Origin of the sequence: Marinilabilia sp., assembly GCF_016278715.1 — a bacterium.
GTDB lineage: Bacteria > Bacteroidota > Bacteroidia > Bacteroidales > Marinilabiliaceae > Marinilabilia.
Map to the genome: position 1 here is coordinate 1 of NZ_JADQBH010000028.1, position 22,514 is coordinate 22,514.

Below are 22,514 nucleotides of genomic sequence, written 5' to 3' on the forward strand. Positions count from 1 at the left end.
GGGAATGAATTTCCGTTGCTGATAAAATTTATTGATGCCAATGATGTGCTTTCTATTCAAGTGCATCCTGATGATAAACTGGCCCGGCAACGGCACAACTCGTTCGGAAAAACCGAAATGTGGTATGTGATGCAAGCCGACCCGGGGGCCCGGCTTATAAGCGGTTTTAAGCAAGAAACCGATAAGAAAGAATATCTGAAAGCGCTTGAAACCAATAAAATTGACAATTTGCTTGCCAGTCATGAGGTGGAGCCTGGCGATGTGTTCTATATTCCTGCTGGACGTGTTCATGCCATTGGCAAGGGTATTTTACTGGCTGAAATCCAACAAACATCGGATGTGACTTATCGTATTTATGATTTCGACCGTCGTGATGCCGAAGGTCATTCCCGTGAGCTTCATACAGCCCAGGCACTGGATGCCATTGATTTCTCCGGTGGAAAAGAATATAAGACTCAATATGAGGCCAAAGAAAATGAGGTAACCCCCATCATTGAGTCTCCTTATTTTGTTACCAGCCTGATAGAATTGCATGGACACGAGCTCAAAAAGGATATTTACAACTTCGATTCTTTCGTGATATTGATGTGTGTGGAGGGAAATGCTGAAATTATTTTTTACGATGGTCAGAAAGAACCTCTACAAACAGGAGAAACTGTTTTGATACCTGCGGAATTGAAGGAGTTTAGTATTAAGACTGCTGAAAAGTGTAAGTTACTGGAAGTACATATGCCTGATGTGGATGGAAAATAAACCAGAAACAGGTCTCTTTTGTCGTAGAACGAAGTGGTTTGTTAACGAAATTGTTAGCTTGTTAGGTCGGTTTTGTTAAAATTTATAACTTTGCAGCTGGTAAAAATGATTAAATTGTCATGAGGCAGTCTGGAATTTTTGCTAAAAGACAATTTGAGGCGATTTTCATGCAGGTTCCATACATTTTGAAAATATTATAATTATGAAGGTACTTAAATTTGGCGGAACATCAGTAGGATCAGCACAACGAATGCGTGAGGTTGCTGACCTTGTAACCGGTTCCGATCGTAAAATTGTTGTTCTTTCCGCAATGTCCGGTACAACTAATAGTCTTATCGAAATTGCCAATTATTTATATAAAAAGAACTACGACGGAGCCAATGAGGTTATTAACCGGCTTGAGCGTGGCTATATGGATACCGTCAAGGAACTTTTTAATAAGGAAGAGTTTAATCATAAAGGACTTGAGTTGGTGAAGTCGCATTTCGATTACATCAAATCTTTTACTAAAGATGTTTTTACCGTTTTTGAGGAAAAATCTGTATTGGCTCAGGGAGAGCTGATTACAACAGCTTTGTTTAATTTCTTTTTGCAGGAGAATGGTCATGACTCCGTTCTTTTGCCGGCTTTGGATTTTATGCGTACCAATAAGAACAATGAGCCGGATACGGTTTACATTCGTGAGAATCTGGAGCGTATCATGAATGAATTTAATGACACCCATTTGTTTATTACTCAGGGCTATATTTGCCGCAATGCTTTTGGCGAGGTAGATAATCTTCAGCGTGGAGGTAGTGATTATACTGCCTCTCTTATTGGAGCAGCACTTGAAGTTGAGGAAATTCAGATTTGGACTGATATTGACGGAATGCACAACAACGATCCTCGTTTTGTGGAGAATACAAAATCGATTGCTGAAATTTCGTTTGATGAAGCCGCCGAGCTTGCCTATTTCGGAGCCAAGATTTTGCACCCCACAAGTGTCCTGCCTGCCAAACTAGCCAATGTTCCGGTAAGGGTATTGAACACCATGGATCCAAAGGCTGCAGGTACCACTATTTCTTCCTCACAGCATAAGGATCGCATTACTGCGGTGGCGGCCAAGGATGGCATCACGGCTATCAAAATCAAATCTGGACGCATGTTGCTGGCCTTCGGTTTTCTCAGAAAGGTTTTCGAGATATTTGAAAGTTATAAAACGTCCATTGATATGATTACCACCTCCGAGGTTGGGGTCTCTGTTACTATTGATAACAACAGGCATCTGGAAGAAATTCTGGACGATCTGAGAAAATTTAGTACCGTTGAGGTGGATCACGACCAGGTGATAGTTTGTGTGGTTGGAGACCTTGTTGCTGAGAATAAGGGGTATGCCAACCGAATTTTTGAAGCACTTAAGGATATTTCTATTCGGATGATTTCCTATGGGGGAAGTGAACACAATATTTCACTGCTCATAGATGCAAATGATAAACAAGAAGCCCTGCAGGCTTTGAGTACAAAACTTTTTTAAACAAGTAAAAGAATGACAAATTTTCCTACAGAGAAGTTTAAAGAACTTAAAACACCATTTTATTATTACGATATGGATCTGCTTGAGGACACACTCTCTCTGGTGAAGAAAGAGTCGGAAAAGCATGATTTTCATGTTCATTATGCGATTAAAGCCAATGCCAACGACCGGATTTTAGAGAAAATCAGGGGTAAAGGTTTTGGAATTGATTGTGTTAGTGGTTACGAAATACAGAAAGCATTAGATGTTGGTTTTAGTCCTGATGGGATTGTATTTGCCGGTGTGGGGAAATCCGACTGGGAAATTGAACTGGGGCTGAAGCACGATATTAATTGCTTTAATGTGGAGTCATTGCCCGAGTTGGAAATCATCAATGAGCTGGCCGCCAAAAACGGCAAAAAAGCAAAGGTTGCTTTTCGTATCAATCCCAATGTTCAGGCCGATACCCATCATTATATTACCACCGGGCTCGACGAAAATAAGTTTGGCATCAGCATGACCGACCTGGAAGCGGTTCTGGACAGGATGAAAGAAATGCAAAATATTCAGTTCGAAGGAATGCATTTCCATATTGGGTCCCAAATTACCGATTTGGACAACTTTAAAGATTTGTGCATCAGGGTGAATGAGCTTCAGGAATGGTTTATCTCCAGGCAGTTGTTCCCCAGGGTCATTAATGTCGGAGGAGGATTCGGGATTGATTACGATGATCCGGAAAATAATCCCATTTCAGATTTTGCTTCTTATTTTAAAGTATTCAAGGATTTTCTGAAACTCAAGGCAGGTCAGGAATTGCATTTCGAGCTTGGTCGTTCGGTAGTGGGACAGGCCGGAAATGTCATTTCCAGGGTATTATATGTGAAAGAGGGTGTTAAAACCCGGTTTGTCATTATAGATGCCGGAATGACCGACCTTATTCGTCCTGCTTTGTATCAGGCAAAACACAAGATAGATAATCTGTCCGCGACCAAAGATTCTAAGAAAGTCAGGTACGACGTGGTGGGCCCTATTTGTGAATCATCCGACAGTTTTGGAAAGGCGATTGACCTTCCTGAGTTAAAACGCGGTGATTTTGTCGCCTTGCGAAGTGCAGGTGCTTATGGTGAAGTGATGGTGTCAAGATACAATCTGAGGGTAGAACCTCTGCCATTTTATTCAGATGATTTTTAAAATAGCAGATGATAAAATTAAAAATGCACGACCTCAATTCAGGCCGTGCATTTTTTTTATAATTCATAATCCACGCAGGCCCGTTTTTCCAGAATCTCTCTGATTACTGCTCCTGCTTTCAAGTGTTCGGGATGAGTGGCATAATCTTTAAGGCCCTGCATGTTGTCGAATTCCGAAACCAGCGAAAGGTCATATTCTTCCTCAGGATTGATGTTAAGGCCTACTTCCATTTTACGAAGTGTTTCCACTTTCCCGGTCAATGCCTCCAGGTCCGCCTTAATGTTTTCCAGCTTACTTCTTTTCTCGTCGGCAGGCAGGTTCTCTCTGAATTTGAAAAGTACAATGTGTTTTATCATGACTATAATCTTTTAATTATTAATTCATCTGTTGTAAATTAGTGCCGTAAAAATAAAAAAATCAATTCAAATATGCTTGTAATTGGCATTGCCGGAGGTACCGGGTCGGGAAAAACCACTGTTGTTCGCAAGATAATGGAAAAACTGCCGGCTGATGAGGTGGCCATTTTACCTCAGGATTCTTATTATCGGGACAACGGTCAACTGCCGCTGGAGGAAAGACAAAAGATAAACTTTGACCATCCCGATTCCATTGAGTTCGATTTGCTTGTGGAGCATATTAAAATGCTAAAGGCCAACCAACCTGTTGAACAACCCATTTACTCCTATCTGTCTTGTTTAAGATCCGAAGAGACCATTTCTGTGAATCCTACCAAGGTGGTAATTGTGGAAGGTATTTTGGTGCTTACTCATCCCAAACTCCGAACATTGATGGATTTGAAAGTTTTTGTGGATGCAGAAGCTGATGATCGTTTGATGCGGGTTATCCAAAGAGATATGGAAGAGCGGGGAAGAACTATTGAAAAAGTTCTGAACAGATATCAAAAAACGGTGAAACCCATGCACCTGCAATTTATTGAGCCATGTAAACGATATGCCGATCTCATCGTACCACAGGGAGGAGAGAACCATGTGGCCATTGATATTCTCACCCATTTTATTCAACGAAACCTTTCCTAAAACTTGATTGCCATGCTTAACAATTTCACCTCGGAGAAAATAATGTATATCGACATCGAAACGGTGCCTCAGCATCCAGCTTTTGACAAGCTTGATGAAACGATGAAAGAGTTGTGGACGAAAAAGTCTTCCAACACTTCTAAAGAGGATGTGTTGCCGGACGAGGATTATGTAAGGGCAGGGATTTATTCCGAATTCGGAAAAATAGTTTGCATCTCAGCGGGAATTATAAAACCCGAAAATGGAGATCGTACCCTGAGGGTGAAGTCCTTTTTTGGTCATGATGAAAAGGAATTGTTGAAGGAGTTTTCTGCAGCACTCACCAGTTTCACTGCGCATCCGGGCACCAATATTTGTGGCCACAACGTGAAAGAGTTTGACTTCCCATACATCGCCCGAAGAATGATTATCAACGGGCTTCCTTTGCCTGACATTCTGGATGTGGCTGGTAAAAAGCCCTGGGAAGTGAAATTTATTGATACGTTGGATTTGTGGAAGTTTGGTGACTATAAGCATTATACTTCGCTCAAATTGCTTACCCACATAATGGGAATTCCATCGCCTAAGGATGACATCGATGGCAGTCAGGTGGCCTCAGTTTATTACGATGAGGATGATGTGGAGCGCATTGCCCGTTATTGCGAGAAGGATGTTTTGGCTACCACTCAGCTGTTTCTTCGCCTAAAGGGCGAGCCGCTGCTCAAACCGGAGAATGTGGTATCTGTTTAAGTGTCTCATCTTCCAAAACCTTATGTCCCCTGCCCTATACTTCCAGAAAGTATTTAACAGTTTTCAGGAACAGATCATGCTGTTCAGCATGTACCCAGTGCCCTGCATTTGGGATATTGACAATTTGTGAACCTGGGAAAAACTTATTAATAGCCATTGAGTCGTCCTCGTGAATGTAAGGGGAGTTCTCTCCTTTAAGGAAGATTGTTTCCGGCATTTTAGCCTTGCTATTGGGAGAAAGTTTCGAGAAACCATCCATAATCTCCTGCATGTTGTTTTCCAGGGCTTTAAGATTGATTTGCCATTTGTAATATCCGTCTTTGGTCCGTTTCAGGTTTTTCATCAGAAAACCTCTGAGGCGCTTTTTGGGGAAAGTCTTTTTCAGTATTTTATCTATATCCTGACGGTTGCCGAACTGTGTGGGATCAACAGCAGAAAGGGCTTCAATAATTTTACCGTGGTCGGCAGTAACTTCAGCATAATTAGAAAATGAACTGTATGATTTGGGCGCAATGTCCACCACTATCAATTTCTCAACCATTTCGGGATGATCCAGGCAGAAGCGCATAATTGTTTTACCCCCCATGGAGTGGCCCATCAAAATGGCTTTCTCGATTTTTAGCTTTTGCATCAGCTCATGGAGGTCGTCAGCCATGGCTTTGTAGCTATGCTCGTCATTGTGTGGTGACTGTCCGTGGTTGCGCTGGTCAATAAGAATTATCCGAAAATCTTTTTCCAGCTCTCTGGCTACAGATAACCAGTTGTCGGAAGCGCCATAAAGTCCATGGACAATAATGATTGTTTTCTCACCTTTCCCTTTTTCCCGATAAAAAAGTTCCATCTTTATTTTTCTTTAATAAGGAGGTCTTTGTACATCTTGATGGTTCGTTCGAGGCCGTAGTATAGTGCATCGCTGATGAGCGCATGCCCAATGGAAACCTCTTTGAGGGAAGGAATTTTTTCGTTAAAGAATTTCAGGTTTTGCAAATTGAGGTCATGTCCGGCATTAATTCTCAATCCCGCCTTGTTGGCAATATCTGCTGCTTCCACAAACGGAGCAATGGCTTTTTCCGGATTGTTTGGAAAATCCGTTGCATAAGGTTCTGTATAAAGCTCTATCCGATCAGTATTGGTTTTGGCTGCATTGATAATAAAATCCGGATTGGTGTCAATAAATATCGAAGTCCGGATCCCGTACTCTTTCAGTTGCCCTATAATATCCTGAAGAAATGTTAGGTGCGTGATGGTATCCCAACCTGAATTGGAGGTGATGGCTTCGGGAGGGTCGGGAACCAGGGTAACCTGTTGTGGCCTAACTGCCTTCACCAGTTCCATGAATTTAACCGAAGGATATCCTTCTATATTAAATTCTGTTTTGATAACCCTCTGAATGTCGTAAACGTCTTTGTACTTAATGTGACGCTCATCGGGGCGGGGGTGAACCGTAATTCCCTGAGCTCCAAATTCCTGTATGTTAACAGCAGCTTTGACAACATCAGGGATATTACCTCCTCTTGAGTTTCGTATCGTTGCAATCTTATTTATGTTTACGCTAAGTTTTGTCATGATGAAAATGTTCCAATGAGAATTCCTGAGAAATTAATAAAAACAAGGAAAATGTTTTGTTTGTTTAAAAATTTGAATGTATTTTCCCAACATTAAGGGATAGTGATGTAATATTATGATTCAATTAAAAATATTCAATTTTTTTAATTGAATATTTTCTGTCCCGCATGACAGGAGGGCTATTATGTTGTACCTTTATGTCGACAGCAAATTTACAAAGTATTTTCAGAAAGCGCATTTTATGCTGGCAAAAGATTTAATATCAGATATCATTCCTTCATTGAAAACATCCGATACCGGGGTTAATGCTCTGGCGTGGATGGAGGCTTTTCGTGTGTCTCATCTTCCCATTGTGAACAACAAGGTTTTTCTTGGACTTATCTCTGATACAGATATTTATGATTTGAATTCTGCCGAGGAGCCCCTGGGTAACCATCGGCTTTCCCTGATGAAGCCTTATGTGTTTGTGCATCAGCACATATATGATGTTGTGGAAATAATTGCTCGTCTTAAACTTACAGTTGTGCCAGTGCTCAATAGAGAACAGGAGTATATTGGGGTGATTACGCAAAATGATTTGTTACTAAGCTTCTCTGAATTAATTGCCGCTCATAACCCTGGTGGTATCATTGAAATTGAATTGGGCCCAAGGGATTATGCACTTTCAGAAATCGCACGTATTGTTGAGGATGCTGACGCCAAAGTGTTGAGTTTGTATGCTTCTCAAAGCAAGACTACCGAGCAACTCAAAATTACCATTAAGCTCAACCGGGTGGATGCCGGTGGAGTGATTAGTGCCTTTGAACGTTACGGCTATATGGTTAATGCTGTATACTCCGGCGAATCGCAGGTGGACGATACAACCCGCCGGAATTATGAATCGCTGATGAAATACCTGGGTGTTTGACCTTCTTTTGTTGCTAATTTTTTATCTTCGTTCACAAAAAATATATGCAAGTTGCTATTTTTGGGAAAAGTTTTGGGGATATTTTTTATGAGAATTGTAATCAACTGTTTGACTATCTGCATAAAAAGAAGACCAGAATATTTATCTTCAAACCGTTCTACGATTTTCTTCTGAAAAACGTTGAGATAGAGCCTGAGGTTGCCGGATTCTTTTCTTCCGCAGAAGAGCTGCCCCGGGTTGATATGCTATTCAGTATCGGAGGAGACGGAACCTTTCTTGAGGCTGTTACTTTTGTTCGTGACTCAGGTATTCCCATCGTTGGAATCAATAGCGGCAGGTTGGGTTTTTTGGCCGATATTTCACGCGATGAGTTACCTGCTGCACTCGAGGAGATAGAACAGGGGCGCTATAAAGTGAAAGAGCTGTCGCTGCTGCAAGTTACAAGCCCGGTTGATCTTATTGGAGATTTTAACTTTGCGCTCAATGAATTTGCAGTTCATAAGCAAGACAGCTCTTCAATGATCACCATTCATACCTATCTGGATGATGAATATCTTAATTCTTATTGGGCCGATGGATTAATTGTGAGTACCCCCACCGGGTCAACCGCTTACTCTTTGAGTGTGGGAGGACCCATCATGCATCCTGCCTCGCAGGGAATTATTATTACTCCCATTGCCCCCCACAACCTGACAGTGAGGCCTTTGGTGGTGCCTGATAATATGGAGCTTACACTGAAAGTGGAAGGACGCGGGGGCAAATTTCTTGCCAGTCTCGACTCACGAAGTGTTGTTGTGGAAGAAGGAACAGAGTTGAGAATCAAAAAAGCGGGTTTTCCAATTAGAATTGTAGAGCGTACAGACCAGAGTTTTTACAGTACTTTGAGGAATAAATTGATGTGGGGAGCTGATCGTCGAAACTAAATAGATTTGACAATATTCCGGGCGTGCTCACGTTAAAGGGTTGGAGTGAAATACCTAAGTTGATTGTCTGAACTGATTTTTTATCAGGGCGGAAAACCCAAAATAAACCAATGCTTTTCAAAGGCCATACGATATTATTTTTTCTTGTTGCATTTTTTTGTTCTGTCCACAGCTCTGCTCAGGAGCGGGTAGAAGGGGGATTGTTTTTGGGTGCTTCCTACTACAATGGAGATTTGAATCCCGATCGTTTATTCTATAGGCCTAAGCCTTCTGTGGGTGGGATAGTACGAGTGGTTTTTAATGAAAGGCTGGCTTTTAAAGGTACGATGACCCTGGTCGAAATTCAGGGGGAGTATCCTCAATCTGGAATTCAGTATCCTACAAGCTCCGGACGAAGTCCTGTTTTCTACGGGTTTCAGCGCACCATTGCTGATTTTTCCACTCAGGTGGAAATAAATTTTTTTGACTACGACCAGCCTTTTCGTCGTAAAGAGACGCGTTTTACTCCTTTTGTTAGTACAGGACTGGCCTATACCTTCTTTAGTCGTTACGGATCTGATGAATCAGGTGGTTCTGAAAACCCACATTTTATATTATCTTTGCCGTTCGGTGTAGGGGTGAAATGGAAACCTGTTGATTGGTTGCATGTTGGCCTGGAATGGTCTTTCAGGAAAACATTTGTTGACGACCTGGATTACATTGGCCCCGGCGACATTGACCCGTCCGATCCTTATGGGTTCCAGCAACCTTCGGATTGGCATAATAATGACTGGTATTCCATTGCAGGAGTGTTTTTCACCTTTGATTTATTTCATAAAAAGGTTTCCTGTAATGCCGGATTTTAGAAATGTGACGAAGAAAAATTTGTATGTCATCAGTTAAAGAACAACTGGATAAAGAAAAATTGCCATCACATGTAGCCATTATAATGGATGGCAATGGACGATGGGCAAAGAAAAGAGGTAACGCAAGGGTTTTTGGCCACAGGAATGGCGTGAAAGCCGTTCGTGAAGTGACTGAGGCTGCTGCCGAATTGGGGGTGAAATTTCTTACACTCTATGCTTTTTCTACTGAAAACTGGAATCGCCCGAAAAATGAAATTGATGCTTTAATGTCTCTGTTGGTTTCTACGATTGCTTCAGAAACCAAAACGCTTATGGATAACAATGTAATGTTGAAATCTATTGGCTGTAAAGAGACACTTCCAAAAAGTGTTCAGGAAAAGCTGGCCTCCTGCAAGGAACAGACGAAGAATAATGATGGGCTTACGCTCGTCCTTGCTTTGAGCTATAGTTCCAGATGGGAGATTATTGAAGGCGTTAAGAAGATTGCCCTTGAAATAAAAAATAATAATCTGGAGCCTTCCGATATAAATTCTGAGGTATTTGGCCAATATCTGGAAACTGCAAATATGCCTGATCCGGAACTTCTGATTAGAACAAGTGGAGAATTTCGCATCAGTAATTTCCTGCTTTGGCAAATTGCTTATTCAGAATTATACTTCTCTGATGTATTATGGCCCGATTTTCGCAAGGAACATTTTTTTGAAGCGCTACTGGATTATCAGGGTAGAGAAAGACGTTTTGGAAAAATAAGTGATCAGGTAAAAAAATAAAACCATAGTAATGATTAAACATTCGCTCGCACTATTCCTCCTTTTATTTATCTCTTTTATTGGTATCAATGCTCAAGATGATGTCCCTGAAATATCCTATTCCGGTGCACCAAAAGAATACATTATTGCCGATATAAAGGTAACCGGTGATTTAAATAACGACCCCGCAATCCTTGCCAACCTGTCGGGTCTGCGGGTGGGCCAAAAAATTAATGTTCCGGGTGAAGACATCTCGGATGCTATTAAGAAATACTGGGAGTACGGGCTGTTTTCGGATGTGAAAATTTCTGTTGATAAGATTGAGGGGAAAAATATTTGGTTAAACATCTATCTGCAGGAGCGCCCCCGTTTATCAGAAATCAACTTTTCCGGATTGAAGAAATCCGAAATTGAAGACATCTCAGGAAAAATTTCCATGATGAAAGGCTCACAGGTTACACCTTACCTGATCGATAGAGCCAGTCGATACATCAAGCAACATTTTGTAGATAAGGGATTTTTTAATGCTGAGGTCTCGATTGTTCAGCGTGATGATCCTGATAAAGCCAATCATGTTTTCCTCAATATTGATGTGGACAAAAAGGATAAGGTGAAAGTAAATTCTTTGGAGTTTAATGGAAATACTGTTTTTTCTAATCAGAAGCTGAACCGGTTCACCAAGAAAACCAACGAAAAAGGAAAGATTCTCAATTTTTTCCGAACAAAAAAATTCGTGAAGGATGAATATGAGGCAGACCTCAAACGTATCATAGAAAAATATAATGAAGAGGGATACCGGGATGCTTATATTGAATCGGAAGAGGTAACCCGAAATGAAGACAATACGGTTGATATTGTGGTGAATATCAGCGAAGGGAATAAATATTATTTTGGAGAAATTTCGTGGGTTGGTAATACTGTTTATCCCGGGCCCTATCTGAGCGAAAAACTACGGATTGCAAAAGGAGATATTTTTAATCAGACCCTCCTTGATGAAAGGTTGTTTATTGATGATGATGCCGTGCATAATCTTTACATGAACAATGGTTATCTGTTTAGTAATATAGAGCCTGTTGATATAAAAATACACAACGACACTGTTGATTTGGAAATGCGTGTTTATGAAGGACAGCAGGCCACTATTGATCAGGTAATCATCAGAGGGAATACCAAAACTCATGAGCATGTGGTTCGACGCGAACTTAGAACCAAGCCGGGTGAGTTGTTTGACAAATCAGAGTTGATTCGTACGGTTCGGGAACTTTCCCAGCTGGGGCATTTCGACCCTGAAAACATTAATCCTGTACCCATTCCCGACCCCGAAAAAGGAACGGTGGATTTGGAGTACAATCTGGTGGAAAAAGCCAACGACCAGGTGGAATTGTCCGGTGGATGGGGCGGTGGTATGTTTGTGGGTTCTTTGGGGCTTAAATTTACCAATTTCTCTGTACGAAACATATTTAACAAAGAGGCCTGGAGACCTTTACCGACAGGAGACGGACAAACCCTTTCATTAAGAGCGCAAACCAACGGAAAGTATTATCAGTCTTATAGCTTTTCATTCACCGAGCCCTGGCTTGGCGGGAAAAAGCCTAACTCGCTGAGTGTGTCTGTTTATCATTCTATTCAGACAGGTACCAACAGTAGTTATTATTATGGAAATCCATACAGCAATTACGGTGGTGGTTATGGTGGTGGTTATGGAAGTGGTTACGGCTATGGATATCCTCCAATGGAGGAAGACCCGGATGAACACCTCAAAGTTACCGGTTTATCAGTAGGGTTTGGAAAACGTTTGAGCTGGCCCGATGACTATTTTCAATTTTATACACAGGCAAGTTATCAGCGGTACGATCTTAAAAACTGGGCTTACTTCCTGATGGAAAACGGAAATAGTAACAACCTGAACTTTAAAGTGATGTTGTCGCGTAACTCAATCGACAACCCTTTATATACAAGAAACGGATCTAATTTTAGTCTTGGTGTGGAATTTACTCCTCCTTATTCTTACTTCGACGATAAGAACTATTCTAATGAAGATATGCCCGATGAGGAACGATACAAATGGGTGGAATACCATAAATGGACGTTCAAGGGCAATATGTTTAAGCCATTGGACAATGCTGCTAAACTGGTTTTGATGACGAAAGTGGAAGGTGGGTTTCTGGGGTATTTCGATGAAAACAAGAAGTCACCATTCGAGAAGTTTGTTCTGGGAGGTGATGGAATGTCAGGATATAGTTATTACGGTAGCGAGACCATTGGCCTGAGAGGATATGAAAACGCTTCACTGACTCCTTATAGCGCTGAGGGTCGTCAGGATGGAAATATTTACAATAAACTGGCTCTTGAACTAAGATATCCGCTTACCCTGCAGCCTTCCGCAACTGTATATGGATTGTTGTTTGCCGAAGCTGGTAACTCCTGGTCTGAATTTAGAGATTACAATCCTTTTGGATTGAAACGTTCTGCAGGTGTGGGGGTTCGGATTTTCCTGCCTATCTTTGGTCTGATGGGAATCGATTGGGGATATGGATTTGATGAGGTTTCAGGGCGACCTAATGCCAACGGCAGTAATTTCCATTTTGTCATCGGACAGAATTTTTAGCCGGATTGCTTGCTGAAGTGAATCAATGAAAAGTGGTTTGGTTTTTGTGTGTTCTGGATAAAGTAATGATTTAAGGACTTAAAATTGAGAGCAATGAAAAAGTATTTTGTTATATTCGTGGCGCTTGCAGCTTTTTTTCTAAGCTCAGCCAATGTTTCAGCTCAACGTTATGCCTTTGTTGATATGGAATACATTATGTCCAATGTTCCGGCCTATGAGGCTGCTCAGGAACAATTAAACCAGATGTCGGAGCAGTGGGAGCAGGAGATTCAATCTGTGTATGCTGAAGTGGAGAAGCGTTACAAAAATTATCAGAAAGAGAGTGTTTTTCTTTCAGGGGAAATGAAGACCCAGCGGGAAAATGAAATTATAGAGTTGGAAAACAACGCCAAACAATTGCAAAGGCAGTATTTTGGTCCCGAAGGAGAACTGATGAAACGGCAGGAGGCATTGTTGAAACCTATTCAGGAAAAAGTGAACGAAGCCATCCGGAGTATAGCCGACAGAGACAATTTAGATGCCGTTTTCGATATGGCCGGGAATATGGGTGTTGTTTATGTGAAACCACGCCAGAATATTAGCGATGAGATTCTAAAAGAACTCGGTTTCGGAAATTAAGAAAACTCAATATTAAGAATAGACCGTTAGATTTTTAGATCTAAGAATTAAATTTATTCGTATGGTGTTGAAAGTATGCATTTTAACACAAGGCGATTTTTGGATGTAAACTTCCGGTTCAACGGGTTTTGCAAAAGTTTAACGGATTATAATATTAAAAATCAAAATAGAAAAGAAGAGTTTATTATGAGAAGAATTACAATTACATCTTTGATAATCGGATTGCTGTTTTTGAGTATCGGAATGAATGCACAAAATCTGAAATTCGGACACGTAAATGTTCAGGAAGTGATGCAGGTAATGCCGGAATTTAAGCAGATGCAGCAGGATATGGAAGGAGAATACGAACGCCTGGAAAATCAACTTGCTACGATGCAGGAAGATTATAAAAAGATGGAACAGGAATATATGGAATCTGCCGAGTCTCTAAGTGCCGTTGTTCGTCAGCAGAAAGAACAAAAACTGATGGAGACTTCACAGAAAATTCAGGCGTTTTACCAATCCACTCAACAGCAATTGTCTCAAAAGCAACAACAACTTCAGCAGCCCATTCAGGAAAAACTGATGAAGGCAATTGATGAAGTTGGTGCAGAAGGCGGATTTATTTATATATTTGCTGCCAACTCAGGAGCTACTGTTTATCAGTCGGAACAGAGTGCGGATGTCACTCCTTTGGTGAAAACCAAACTGGGTCTTAATTAATCATATTAAACAAAAATAATCGAAATAAAATGAAGGTATTTAAACTATTTGCCGTTGTTTTGCTCGTTGCGTTGTCAGCGGCTACTTCTTCTGCACAGGATTTAAAATTCGGTCATTTGAACGTTCAGAAACTTATTACCGAATTGCCCGAAAAGCAGGCAGCTGATACTCAACTGCAGGCTGAGGCTAAAAAACTGCAAAGTCAGTTGCAGGTGATGAGTCAGGAACTGGATGACAAATATTCTAACTACATGGCTCAACGCGATTCAATGTCACAATTGATTCGTTCCACCAGGGAGAAAGAAATTCAGGATTATGATCAGCGCATCCAAAATTTCAATAAACTGGCACAACAATCTTTGTCACAGAAAGAACAAGAGTTGCTTCAGCCAATCATTGAGAAAGTTGAAAAGGCTATTCAGGCTGTAGGTGAGGAGCAGGGTTTTATCTACATATTTGATGTAAGCTCACAGGTAATTCTTTACAATTCAGACCAAAGTGTGGATTGCGAAGAACTTGTTAAATCTAAGCTGGGAACAATGTAAAAATTGTTTTTTTAGGATATATTGAAGGCCGGTAATTTTTGCCGGTCTTTTTTTGTGATAGAAGTTACCATAAAACTATTTTTTTAACTTTATCAATAAACAATAGACCGTTAGATTCTTAGAAATAAGAATTAAGTTAATTTGTATGACGTTGAAAAACTGCATTTTAACATAAAGCCACTTTTAGGTATAAACATCCGGTTCAGAGGTTTTTGCTAAAGTTTAACTGACTATTTGATTGTAATTGGCCGTTAAAAAAGGCTTAAACGTTGAGACGCAATGACGTAAAGTTTTTAAAATTTGGGAGTTGTGGTTTGTTTGTTTGTTTGTTTGTTTGGTTTTGTAATGATTTGGTAATTAGCTGAATGGAAAAGTTTAACGGAGCGTTGAATTATATTAGTTCTAAATAAATCATTGGTGTCCGGTTAAAAAAAGAGATTGCTTCACTACTTTCGCAATGAAAGGTTTTAAAATGACATCAGTGTGAAATGAATACAGCAATTCTTAATGAGTAATAAAGGAGAATTACGTGGATAAAGACCGAGTAGCAAATAAAGGGTCGATTGGGGTATTTGACTCAGGTTATGGAGGCCTCACCATTTTAAATGAATTTCTGAAAGAATTTCCGGATTACGATTTTACTTATCTGGGAGACAATGCTCGTACTCCTTATGGAACCAGATCGTTTGATATGGTTTACCAATATACCCGCCAGTCGGTGATGCGCCTTTTTGAAATGGGGTGTCAGTTGGTAATTCTGGCCTGTAACACTGCTTCGGCAAAGGCATTGAGAACCATTCAGCAAAATGATTTAGTTGGCTTCGATTCTACCCGAAGGGTGCTGGGAGTGGTGAGACCGAGTGTGGAAAAAATCGGAGAGGTTTCCCGAAACGGCCATGTGGGAGTAGTGGGAACCACGGGGACGGTGCAGTCTTTGTCTTATCCGCTGGAAATTCAGAAGTTGTTTCCGGGAACGGTAGTGGCCCAACAGGCTTGTCCAATGTGGGTGCCCCTGGTGGAGAACGACGAACGCAACACACCGGGCGCTGAATACTTTGTGAAACGCGATTTAACGCGGTTGTTTGAGCAGGATAATCAAATTGATACGTTGATACTTGGTTGTACACATTATCCGTTGCTGTTACCCGTTATTGAGCGTTTTATCCCGGCAGGAGTGCGGGTAATGTCTCAGGGAACCATTGTTGCTCAAAGCCTGAGAGAGTATTTGATCCGTCATCCCGAAATGGACGCACGATGCACTAAAAATGGAACCTGCCGTTTTTTTACCACCGAAAATCCTGCCAAGTTCAATGAAGCTTCGGCTGTTTTTCTGGAACAGCCGGTTGACTCGAGTAGAATTGAATTGTAATCACTCTAGGATAGTCGACATCAACAGATTATTTGTCAATCCGGCTGATGAATGCCTCAAATCAAAAGGTCGGGGGCAACAATGCTGGTGGAAACTAAAGCTTTCTCCTGTTTTATCTTTTAGGGTTGCGGCACGATCCAAAAAGGCTTAAATAATGAAGTTTGTGATAATTTCTGCGGATGGGGATTATTCTTCTTTATACCATCCGGAATACATTAAATAATTGTTGGCGATTTTATTAATCATTTCGCTGGTTTGCTCCGGTTCTATGTCTTTTACTTTTTTTGCCGGAACCCCTGCATAAACGCTGTTGGATTCTACTTTTGTTCCCGAAAGGATTAATGAATTGGCTGCAATGATGGAGTTGGAGCCAATAACGGCATGATCCAAAATGGTGGCGCCCATACCCACAAGTACATTGTCTTCTATTTTGGCCCCATGGATGGTCACATTGTGTCCTACCGAAACATTGTTGCCAATTTCGATGGTTGATTTCTGGTAGAGTGTATGCAGCACCGAACCGTCTTGTATGTTTACTTTATTACCAATGCGAATGCTGTTAACATCGCCTCTCAATACGGCGTTAAACCATATACTGCAGTCGTTTCCTATTTCCACATCGCCTACCACCGTAGCGTTTTCTGCTAAAAATACGTTTGTTCCAATTTTGGGGGTAAACCCTCTTACTGATTTTATTAATGCCATGATTTATAATTAATGTAATAAGATTAAACTTTATGTTGTGAAAAAATGTTAACCTTTAAGGTAAATGTCTTTTCGGAATGCAAATATAAATGACCTGTTGAAAAACACCTCAGAATTACCAAAAATCTGATTAAAATCAACTTCATGTATTTATATAGTCTATAACTTTACTTGATATTTACAAGGTTAACTCCGGGACACAATGAAAGGTTCTGGCGTTTTTTTTATTTAACACTTTCTATTTCTCTGAACTTTATTTCAGGAATTTGAAAGAAAATCAGAAACTCGCGTTGTTATGGCTAAAAAGTCAAAAGTAATTGAAAAAGAGGAGGTTGTCGTTAGATTCTCCGGCGACTCCGGTGATGGGATGCAGCTGACAGGCTCTCTGTTTTCTTTTTCATCTGCAATTTATGGTAACGATATTTCTACATTCCCGGATTTTCCTGCCGAGATAAGGGCGCCTCAGGGTACTATTGGTGGTGTTTCAGGATTCCAGGTGCATTTTGGGCACAGCGAGGTTTTTACCCCCGGTGACAATGCGGATGTTCTGGTAGCTATGAATCCTGCGGCTTTAAAGGCCAATCTTGAGTGGCTTAAGCCCGGTGCGACCATTATTATTGATGTGGACAGCCTTGATGATAAGAATCTGGCCAAAGCCGGTTATAAAAGTGATGATCCTATCGAGGAAGACAATCTTTCCAGCTACAACATTATTAAGGCACCAATCACAACGATGACCAAAACCAGCCTTAAAGATATGGGACTGGACAATAAAACCATTCTTCGCAGCAAGAATATGTATGCTTTGGGTCTGGTATTCTGGTTGTTTAACCGGCCATTGGAAAATACAGAGAAGATTCTGAAAGAAAAATTCGGTAAAAATCCACAAATAGCCGAAGCCAATATAAGGGTGCTTGAGGCCGGTTACAATTATGGTGTCATTATTCAAGCCGGAACGCCTTCGTACCATATTTCGCCCGCCGATATTCGTAAAGGGACGTATCGTAATCTAAATGGGAACAAGGCTATTGCATGGGGTTTTCTGTTGGCTGCGGAAAAAAGCGGTCTGGAATTATTTTTGGGCTCATATCCAATTACTCCGGCCACCGAAATTCTTCAGGAGTTGTCGGCAAGGAAAGATTTGGGTGTAAAAGTTTTTCAGGCTGAAGATGAAATTGCCGCTATTTCTACGGCTATCGGAGCCAGTTTTGCTGGTGATTTGGCTATAACGACGACGTCTGGACCGGGATTGGCTCTAAAAGGAGAAGCTCTGGGACTTGCGGTTATGGCCGAGTTGCCTCTGGTGGTGGTGAATGTTCAACGGGGAGGCCCCAGTACCGGACTGCCCACAAAAACCGAGCAATCGGACCTGATGCAGGCGCTTTATGGCAGAAATGGTGAGAGCCCGTTGGTGGTGATGGCTGCCAGCTCGCCCGTGAATTGTTTTGATTATGCTTTTTACGCTGCCAAGGTTGCTATTGAGCACATGACTCCTGTGATTCTTTTGTCTGATGGATTTCTGGCTAACGGAACGCAGCCCTGGAGAATTCCGGAAGACGGTGAATTTCCTGAAATTATTCCTCCCTTTGTGGAAAAACCTGCTGATGAATGGAATGTGTACGATAGAGATCCAAAGAAACTTAATCGTTATTGGGCGCTGCCCGGTACACCTGGTTATCAGCATCGCATTGGAGGACTGGAAAAAGATTTTCTTACAGGTGCCGTTTCTTATGACCATCATAATCACGATAAAATGGTGAAAATACGGCAGGAAAAAATTGACAGAATAGCTGATTTTATTCCTCCGTTGGAAATTCATGGTGATGAGGATGCAGACCTACTGATAGTCGGGTGGGGAGGAACTTTTGGTCATCTTTATACTGCTCTGGAAGCTTTGCATGAAGAAGGGGAAAAAGTAGCCCTTGCGCATTTTAGCTACATCAGTCCGTTGCCCAGGAACAGTTATGATGTACTGAAGAAATATTCTAAAATTGTGGTTTGTGAGTTAAATCTTGGTCAGTTTGCTTCCTATCTGAGAAGTCAGCACCCTGACATAAAGCTCCATCAGTACAACAAAGTTGAGGGATTGCCATTTACCGTGGCCGAATTAAAAGATCATTTCAAGAAACTATTGGAGGAATAAATCATGGCTGAAAATACAAAACAAGCTTTTCTGCAATTTAAGAGCGATCAGAATGTTAGGTGGTGTCCCGGATGTGGTGATCATGCCATTCTTAATGCCATCCAAAAAACGATGGCCGACATGGAAGTACCCAAAGAGGATGTCGCGGTGATTTCCGGAATCGGGTGCTCTTCACGTTTGCCCTACTATATGAATACATACGGTTTTCACACGATTCACGGCCGGGCCTCTGCAATGGCCTCCGGGGTGAAGGTGGCCAATCCTAAGTTACAGGTATGGCAGATTACCGGCGATGGCGATGCCCTGGCCATCGGAGGGAATCATTTTATACACACTATTCGACGGAATATCGATCTGAATGTGATTTTGTTTAACAATCAGATTTACGGATTGACCAAAGGACAGTATTCACCAACATCTAAACGGGGATTTGTTTCCAAAACGTCGCCTTTTGGTACCATCGAATATCCTTTCCGCCCGGGAGAGTTAACCATTGGAGCCCGCGGATATTTCTTTGCAAGAACTATTGATAAAGAAATTAAACTTTCGGTGAGTGTGATGACAGCTGCCGCCCGGCATGAAGGGACTTCGATTGTTGAGGTGTTACAGAACTGTGTGATTTACAATAATAACACGCATCAGGAAATTACCGATAAAGCGCATAAAGACGACCGGACCATTATTCTGGAGCATGGAAAGCCCATGATTTTTGGCAAAGAACGAAATAAAGGCCTGAAGCTTGAAGGGATTACCCTTAAAATAGTGACCATTGGTGAAAATGGAATAACCGAGAAGGACATTCTTGTTCACGATGCACATTGCGACGATCCTACCATTCAATTAAAACTGGCAGATATGGAGTATCCGGATTTTCCCGTTGCACTTGGGGTGATTAGAGATGCAAAAGCTCCCGTATATGATCAGTGTGCCCGATTGCAAATTGATCAGATTAAAGAGAAATCAAAGATTAAAACTTTCCATGACCTCGTTACAACAGGGGATGTGTGGGAGGTGAAATAAAACCATTATCAAACAAAACTCTGTGAAGCCGTTGTGAAAAGCAATTTGAATAATGGCTGGCATCGGATCCAGCCATCTCATCATTAGGCCTTTGTGCTTTGGCTTCTTGTAACGAATAATTTTTAAAAAATAACGGTGAGGATCTTTATTGATCCTCACCGTTTTTTGTGAGAAAAGAATAACTGCCGGCCATTAAGGTGAAATGGATGAAAGGGAAGAGATTTTTAGCGGGATTGGCTTACACTTGCATTATTCTCAGGTTAAATGCATTAACAATCAATTGCTCTGATTTTTCTTTTGTTGTTTATCAAATAGATTCACCGCATGAGCAATCTGATCCTGTTTACCTAGAATATAAACAATGTCGTCTTTATAAACATTGGTCTGTGGACCGGGATGGTCAATGAGTTGGTCATTTCGTTTGATTGCCACAACGGTAACGCCAAAAGTCGCCCGGAAATCCATTTCGGATAGGGAGTGCCCGGCAACGGGAGAATTCTCGGCAACCCGGAGGGCTGATATTTCCAGGTTAGGCAAATGACTGAGAATTGATTTTCGCGGACGTTTTTTTATGTCTCTGACCAGGCCGTAGTTGTTTTTCCGGATTTCTCCGATGGTGACTTCAATATCATCCCGGGGCATCAGGAATTTATTCAATACCCGTTCAAACATTTCGATGGCCGTTTCAAACTCCTCCGGTAAAACCTGAGTGGCTCCTGCCCGGTACAAGTCCTCTGCATCATCAATCTGCTTGGTTCTTACGATAATGGGAGCATGACGATTTAGGTGTCGGACTTTTTCGGTAATTGAAAGGGCCGTGACCAGGTCACCAATAGATATTACAATGACTCCTGCCGTTTGGGCGTGTGCCTTTTCAAGGATGGGAAGGTTTTGTGCATCGCCGTAGAGCACCTTTTCGCCTTTTAGTTGTCGCGCTTTAACAATCGCAGGGTCGAAAATTATTGATAGATACGGAATTTTTACGTGCCTTGCCATAACCGAAACACTCTGGATTCTGGGATCCTTGCCTATCAGCAGCAAATGGTTTTTCAGATTTGGTATTTCAATTTGTTTGAGGGGGAACAGCCCTTCCACAAACTTCTTGGGCAGGGGGAGTTTCATTACGGCATTGGACAGTGGCCGGGCTATCATGATCATAAAGGGAGAGAAGGACATGGTAACAACTGCCACGGCCAGGAATATTTGGTAATAATATTCCGAGATGAGATTGTAGCTGTCTCCCATTTTTACCAGAATGAAAGAGAATTCTCCCACCTGGGCAAGCGCAAGGCCAACAAGAACCACCCCTCGCAGGGTATGTCCCAGCACAAAAGCTGTTCCGCTTGCAATGATCATCTTAACCAGAATCACCATTACAACTGTACCCAGCACAATGCCCCAGTTATCAGCGACAAATTGCAAATCCAGAAGCATTCCGATGGAAACAAAAAAGAAAGAAGAAAAGGTATCCTTAAAGGGAATGATATGTCCAAAAGCATTGTGGCTGTATTCCGATTCGGAAATCATCAGTCCAGCCAGGAAGGCTCCAAAAGCTAACGACATGCCCAGCTCAGCTGTGAGAAACGCTACGGAAAGGCAAATAAGCAGAATACTCATCAAGAACAGCTCCTGGTTTTTTGTCATGGCAATGGCATGAAGCAGCCGGTTCATAAACCATTTGTTTCCAAAGATGACAAAAAGAATAATGCCTAAAGATTTAACGCCCATCCAGAAAACTTCAGTCAGGATGTTGTTGGTTTCTCCGCCAATGATGGGGGTAAACAAAAGCAATGGCACAAGAATCAGGTCCTGAAAGATGAGTACGCCAAGGACGGTTCGGCCATAGTTGGAAGTAATTTCAGAGCGATCCTGCAATATTTTCAATACCACAGCAGTACTACTCAAGGCTGTTAGAAAGCCTACGAAAAGGGCACCTCTGAAGTCGAGGTCGTACAGATAGGCAATGCCCATCACCAGTATGGTGGTAAAGGAAAACTGAACCAGGCCACCCCAGAAAACAGTTTTTCTGATTCTGATGAGGTGTTTGAGCGAAAATTCCAGACCGATAGTGAAAAGCAGCAGAACTACACCCACCTCGGCCAGAACTTCTATGTTTTCCACATCGTGGATTATTCCTGTGAGGTGCGGGCCCGCTAAAACCCCCGTCAGCAGATATCCGACGATAGAGGGAACTTTAATTTTTGTAAATACAAAGTTAACCAGTGTGGAGAGGGCAAAAATGATGAGGATGTCCTTGAGTATCGTAAATTCCATAAGTCTTAACTGAAAAGATTTTCCGGTGGTCGGGAGTTTCGACTCGCTTTTGGGATGTTCTTTGAAAACCTGAAAAGATTTTTTCTTCCGACCGGTTCAGTAACAAAGATACTTGATTTTATTAATGCGGGGAGATTTTTTTTGGTGAAACATTTGTTTACCTGCTCTCGTCAATCCGCCGCTTTTTTCAAGGGCGGGTTGACGAGAAGTTGGTGCCAAAACCTTCACAACAAAATGGATTTTTGCGCTCAAGGTGCGACGCAAAAATTTGGATGAAATTGTCAATCGAAAGGAGGAGAACCGATACGCATTACTTTCTCTTCTGTCTGTCAATTTAT

General features: G+C 41.6%; 21 protein-coding genes. 16 read left to right on the forward strand and 5 right to left on the reverse strand.

What is annotated here, in order from left to right; translation table 11 throughout:
* From QZZ43_RS01820 to lysA, 3 genes are all read left to right on the forward strand, one after another.
* Positions 1-753, forward strand: a 753-nt coding sequence (locus QZZ43_RS01820) for a type I phosphomannose isomerase catalytic subunit (RefSeq protein ID WP_291855610.1), incomplete at its 5' end; no start/stop codon positions are given.
* Positions 754-955: 202 nt separating this feature from the next.
* On the forward strand, positions 956-2,266 hold the full coding sequence (locus QZZ43_RS01825) for an aspartate kinase (RefSeq protein ID WP_291855612.1): 1,311 nt from the start codon (positions 956-958) through the stop codon (positions 2,264-2,266).
* A gap of 12 nt (positions 2,267-2,278) precedes the next feature.
* Positions 2,279-3,436 (forward strand): diaminopimelate decarboxylase, encoded by a 1,158-nt coding sequence (lysA, locus tag QZZ43_RS01830; protein WP_291855615.1) that lies wholly within the window; start codon positions 2,279-2,281, stop codon positions 3,434-3,436.
* 56 nt (positions 3,437-3,492) lie between these two features.
* Here the strand turns inward: lysA and QZZ43_RS01835 are convergent, their stop codons facing one another.
* Positions 3,493-3,792: a Dabb family protein gene (locus QZZ43_RS01835; protein ID WP_291855618.1), complete on the reverse strand. Its 300-nt coding sequence runs from the start codon at positions 3,790-3,792 to the stop codon at positions 3,493-3,495.
* 72 nt (positions 3,793-3,864) lie between these two features.
* On the opposite strand from QZZ43_RS01835, the gene udk reads away from it, so the two are divergent.
* Both udk and QZZ43_RS01845 read left to right on the forward strand, forming a co-directional pair.
* The gene (gene udk, locus QZZ43_RS01840; protein WP_291855621.1) at positions 3,865-4,473 is read left to right on the forward strand and encodes a uridine kinase; all 609 of its coding nucleotides are present in this window, start codon (positions 3,865-3,867) and stop codon (positions 4,471-4,473) included.
* A gap of 12 nt (positions 4,474-4,485) precedes the next feature.
* Positions 4,486-5,202, forward strand: coding sequence for a 3'-5' exonuclease (locus QZZ43_RS01845; protein ID WP_291855624.1), 717 nt, complete (start codon positions 4,486-4,488; stop codon positions 5,200-5,202).
* Between the two features lie 34 nt (positions 5,203-5,236).
* Here the strand turns inward: QZZ43_RS01845 and QZZ43_RS01850 are convergent, their stop codons facing one another.
* Together QZZ43_RS01850 and QZZ43_RS01855 are read right to left on the reverse strand one after the other, a co-directional pair.
* Positions 5,237-6,043 carry an alpha/beta fold hydrolase gene (locus tag QZZ43_RS01850; protein WP_291855627.1) on the reverse strand — a complete coding sequence of 269 codons (807 nt, stop codon included), beginning with the start codon at positions 6,041-6,043 and terminating at the stop codon, positions 5,237-5,239.
* Between the two features lie 2 nt (positions 6,044-6,045).
* Complete coding sequence (locus tag QZZ43_RS01855) at positions 6,046-6,768, reverse strand: pyridoxine 5'-phosphate synthase (protein ID WP_291855630.1); 723 nt, start codon at positions 6,766-6,768, stop codon at positions 6,046-6,048.
* A gap of 241 nt (positions 6,769-7,009) precedes the next feature.
* Between QZZ43_RS01855 and QZZ43_RS01860 the strand changes: the two genes are divergently transcribed.
* From QZZ43_RS01860 to murI, 9 genes are all read left to right on the forward strand, one after another.
* Positions 7,010-7,675: a CBS domain-containing protein gene (locus QZZ43_RS01860; protein ID WP_291855633.1), complete on the forward strand. Its 666-nt coding sequence runs from the start codon at positions 7,010-7,012 to the stop codon at positions 7,673-7,675.
* A 44-nt stretch (positions 7,676-7,719) separates the two neighbouring features.
* Positions 7,720-8,598: an NAD kinase gene (locus QZZ43_RS01865; RefSeq protein WP_291855637.1), complete on the forward strand. Its 879-nt coding sequence runs from the start codon at positions 7,720-7,722 to the stop codon at positions 8,596-8,598.
* A 110-nt stretch (positions 8,599-8,708) separates the two neighbouring features.
* A complete protein-coding gene (locus tag QZZ43_RS01870) occupies positions 8,709-9,443 on the forward strand; it encodes a DUF6089 family protein (protein WP_291855641.1) in 735 nt (244 codons plus the stop codon).
* 23 nt (positions 9,444-9,466) lie between these two features.
* Complete coding sequence (locus QZZ43_RS01875) at positions 9,467-10,213, forward strand: isoprenyl transferase (RefSeq protein WP_291855644.1); 747 nt, start codon at positions 9,467-9,469, stop codon at positions 10,211-10,213.
* 10 nt (positions 10,214-10,223) lie between these two features.
* Positions 10,224-12,800, forward strand: coding sequence for an outer membrane protein assembly factor BamA (gene bamA / locus QZZ43_RS01880; protein ID WP_291855647.1), 2,577 nt, complete (start codon positions 10,224-10,226; stop codon positions 12,798-12,800).
* A 93-nt stretch (positions 12,801-12,893) separates the two neighbouring features.
* Positions 12,894-13,418: an OmpH family outer membrane protein gene (locus tag QZZ43_RS01885; RefSeq protein WP_291855650.1), complete on the forward strand. Its 525-nt coding sequence runs from the start codon at positions 12,894-12,896 to the stop codon at positions 13,416-13,418.
* Positions 13,419-13,604: 186 nt separating this feature from the next.
* Positions 13,605-14,120: an OmpH family outer membrane protein gene (locus tag QZZ43_RS01890; RefSeq protein ID WP_291855653.1), complete on the forward strand. Its 516-nt coding sequence runs from the start codon at positions 13,605-13,607 to the stop codon at positions 14,118-14,120.
* Positions 14,121-14,149: 29 nt separating this feature from the next.
* Positions 14,150-14,665 (forward strand): OmpH family outer membrane protein, encoded by a 516-nt coding sequence (locus QZZ43_RS01895; RefSeq protein ID WP_291855656.1) that lies wholly within the window; start codon positions 14,150-14,152, stop codon positions 14,663-14,665.
* Positions 14,666-15,194: 529 nt separating this feature from the next.
* Positions 15,195-16,034 (forward strand): glutamate racemase, encoded by an 840-nt coding sequence (gene murI, locus QZZ43_RS01900; RefSeq protein ID WP_291855658.1) that lies wholly within the window; start codon positions 15,195-15,197, stop codon positions 16,032-16,034.
* A gap of 186 nt (positions 16,035-16,220) precedes the next feature.
* Here the strand turns inward: murI and QZZ43_RS01905 are convergent, their stop codons facing one another.
* Entirely contained in the window at positions 16,221-16,739 is a 519-nt protein-coding gene (locus QZZ43_RS01905; RefSeq protein ID WP_291855661.1) for a gamma carbonic anhydrase family protein, read from the reverse strand.
* Positions 16,740-17,034: 295 nt separating this feature from the next.
* Between QZZ43_RS01905 and QZZ43_RS01910 the strand changes: the two genes are divergently transcribed.
* Entirely contained in the window at positions 17,035-18,882 is a 1,848-nt protein-coding gene (locus tag QZZ43_RS01910; protein ID WP_291855664.1) for a 2-oxoacid:acceptor oxidoreductase subunit alpha, read from the forward strand.
* A 3-nt stretch (positions 18,883-18,885) separates the two neighbouring features.
* Positions 18,886-19,902, forward strand: coding sequence for a 2-oxoacid:ferredoxin oxidoreductase subunit beta (locus tag QZZ43_RS01915; protein WP_291855667.1), 1,017 nt, complete (start codon positions 18,886-18,888; stop codon positions 19,900-19,902).
* Positions 19,903-20,178: 276 nt separating this feature from the next.
* On the opposite strand, the gene QZZ43_RS01920 is transcribed toward QZZ43_RS01915, so the two are convergent.
* A complete protein-coding gene (locus QZZ43_RS01920; RefSeq protein WP_291855670.1) occupies positions 20,179-22,176 on the reverse strand; it encodes a cation:proton antiporter in 1,998 nt (665 codons plus the stop codon).
* Positions 22,177-22,514: the final 338 nt, after the last annotated feature.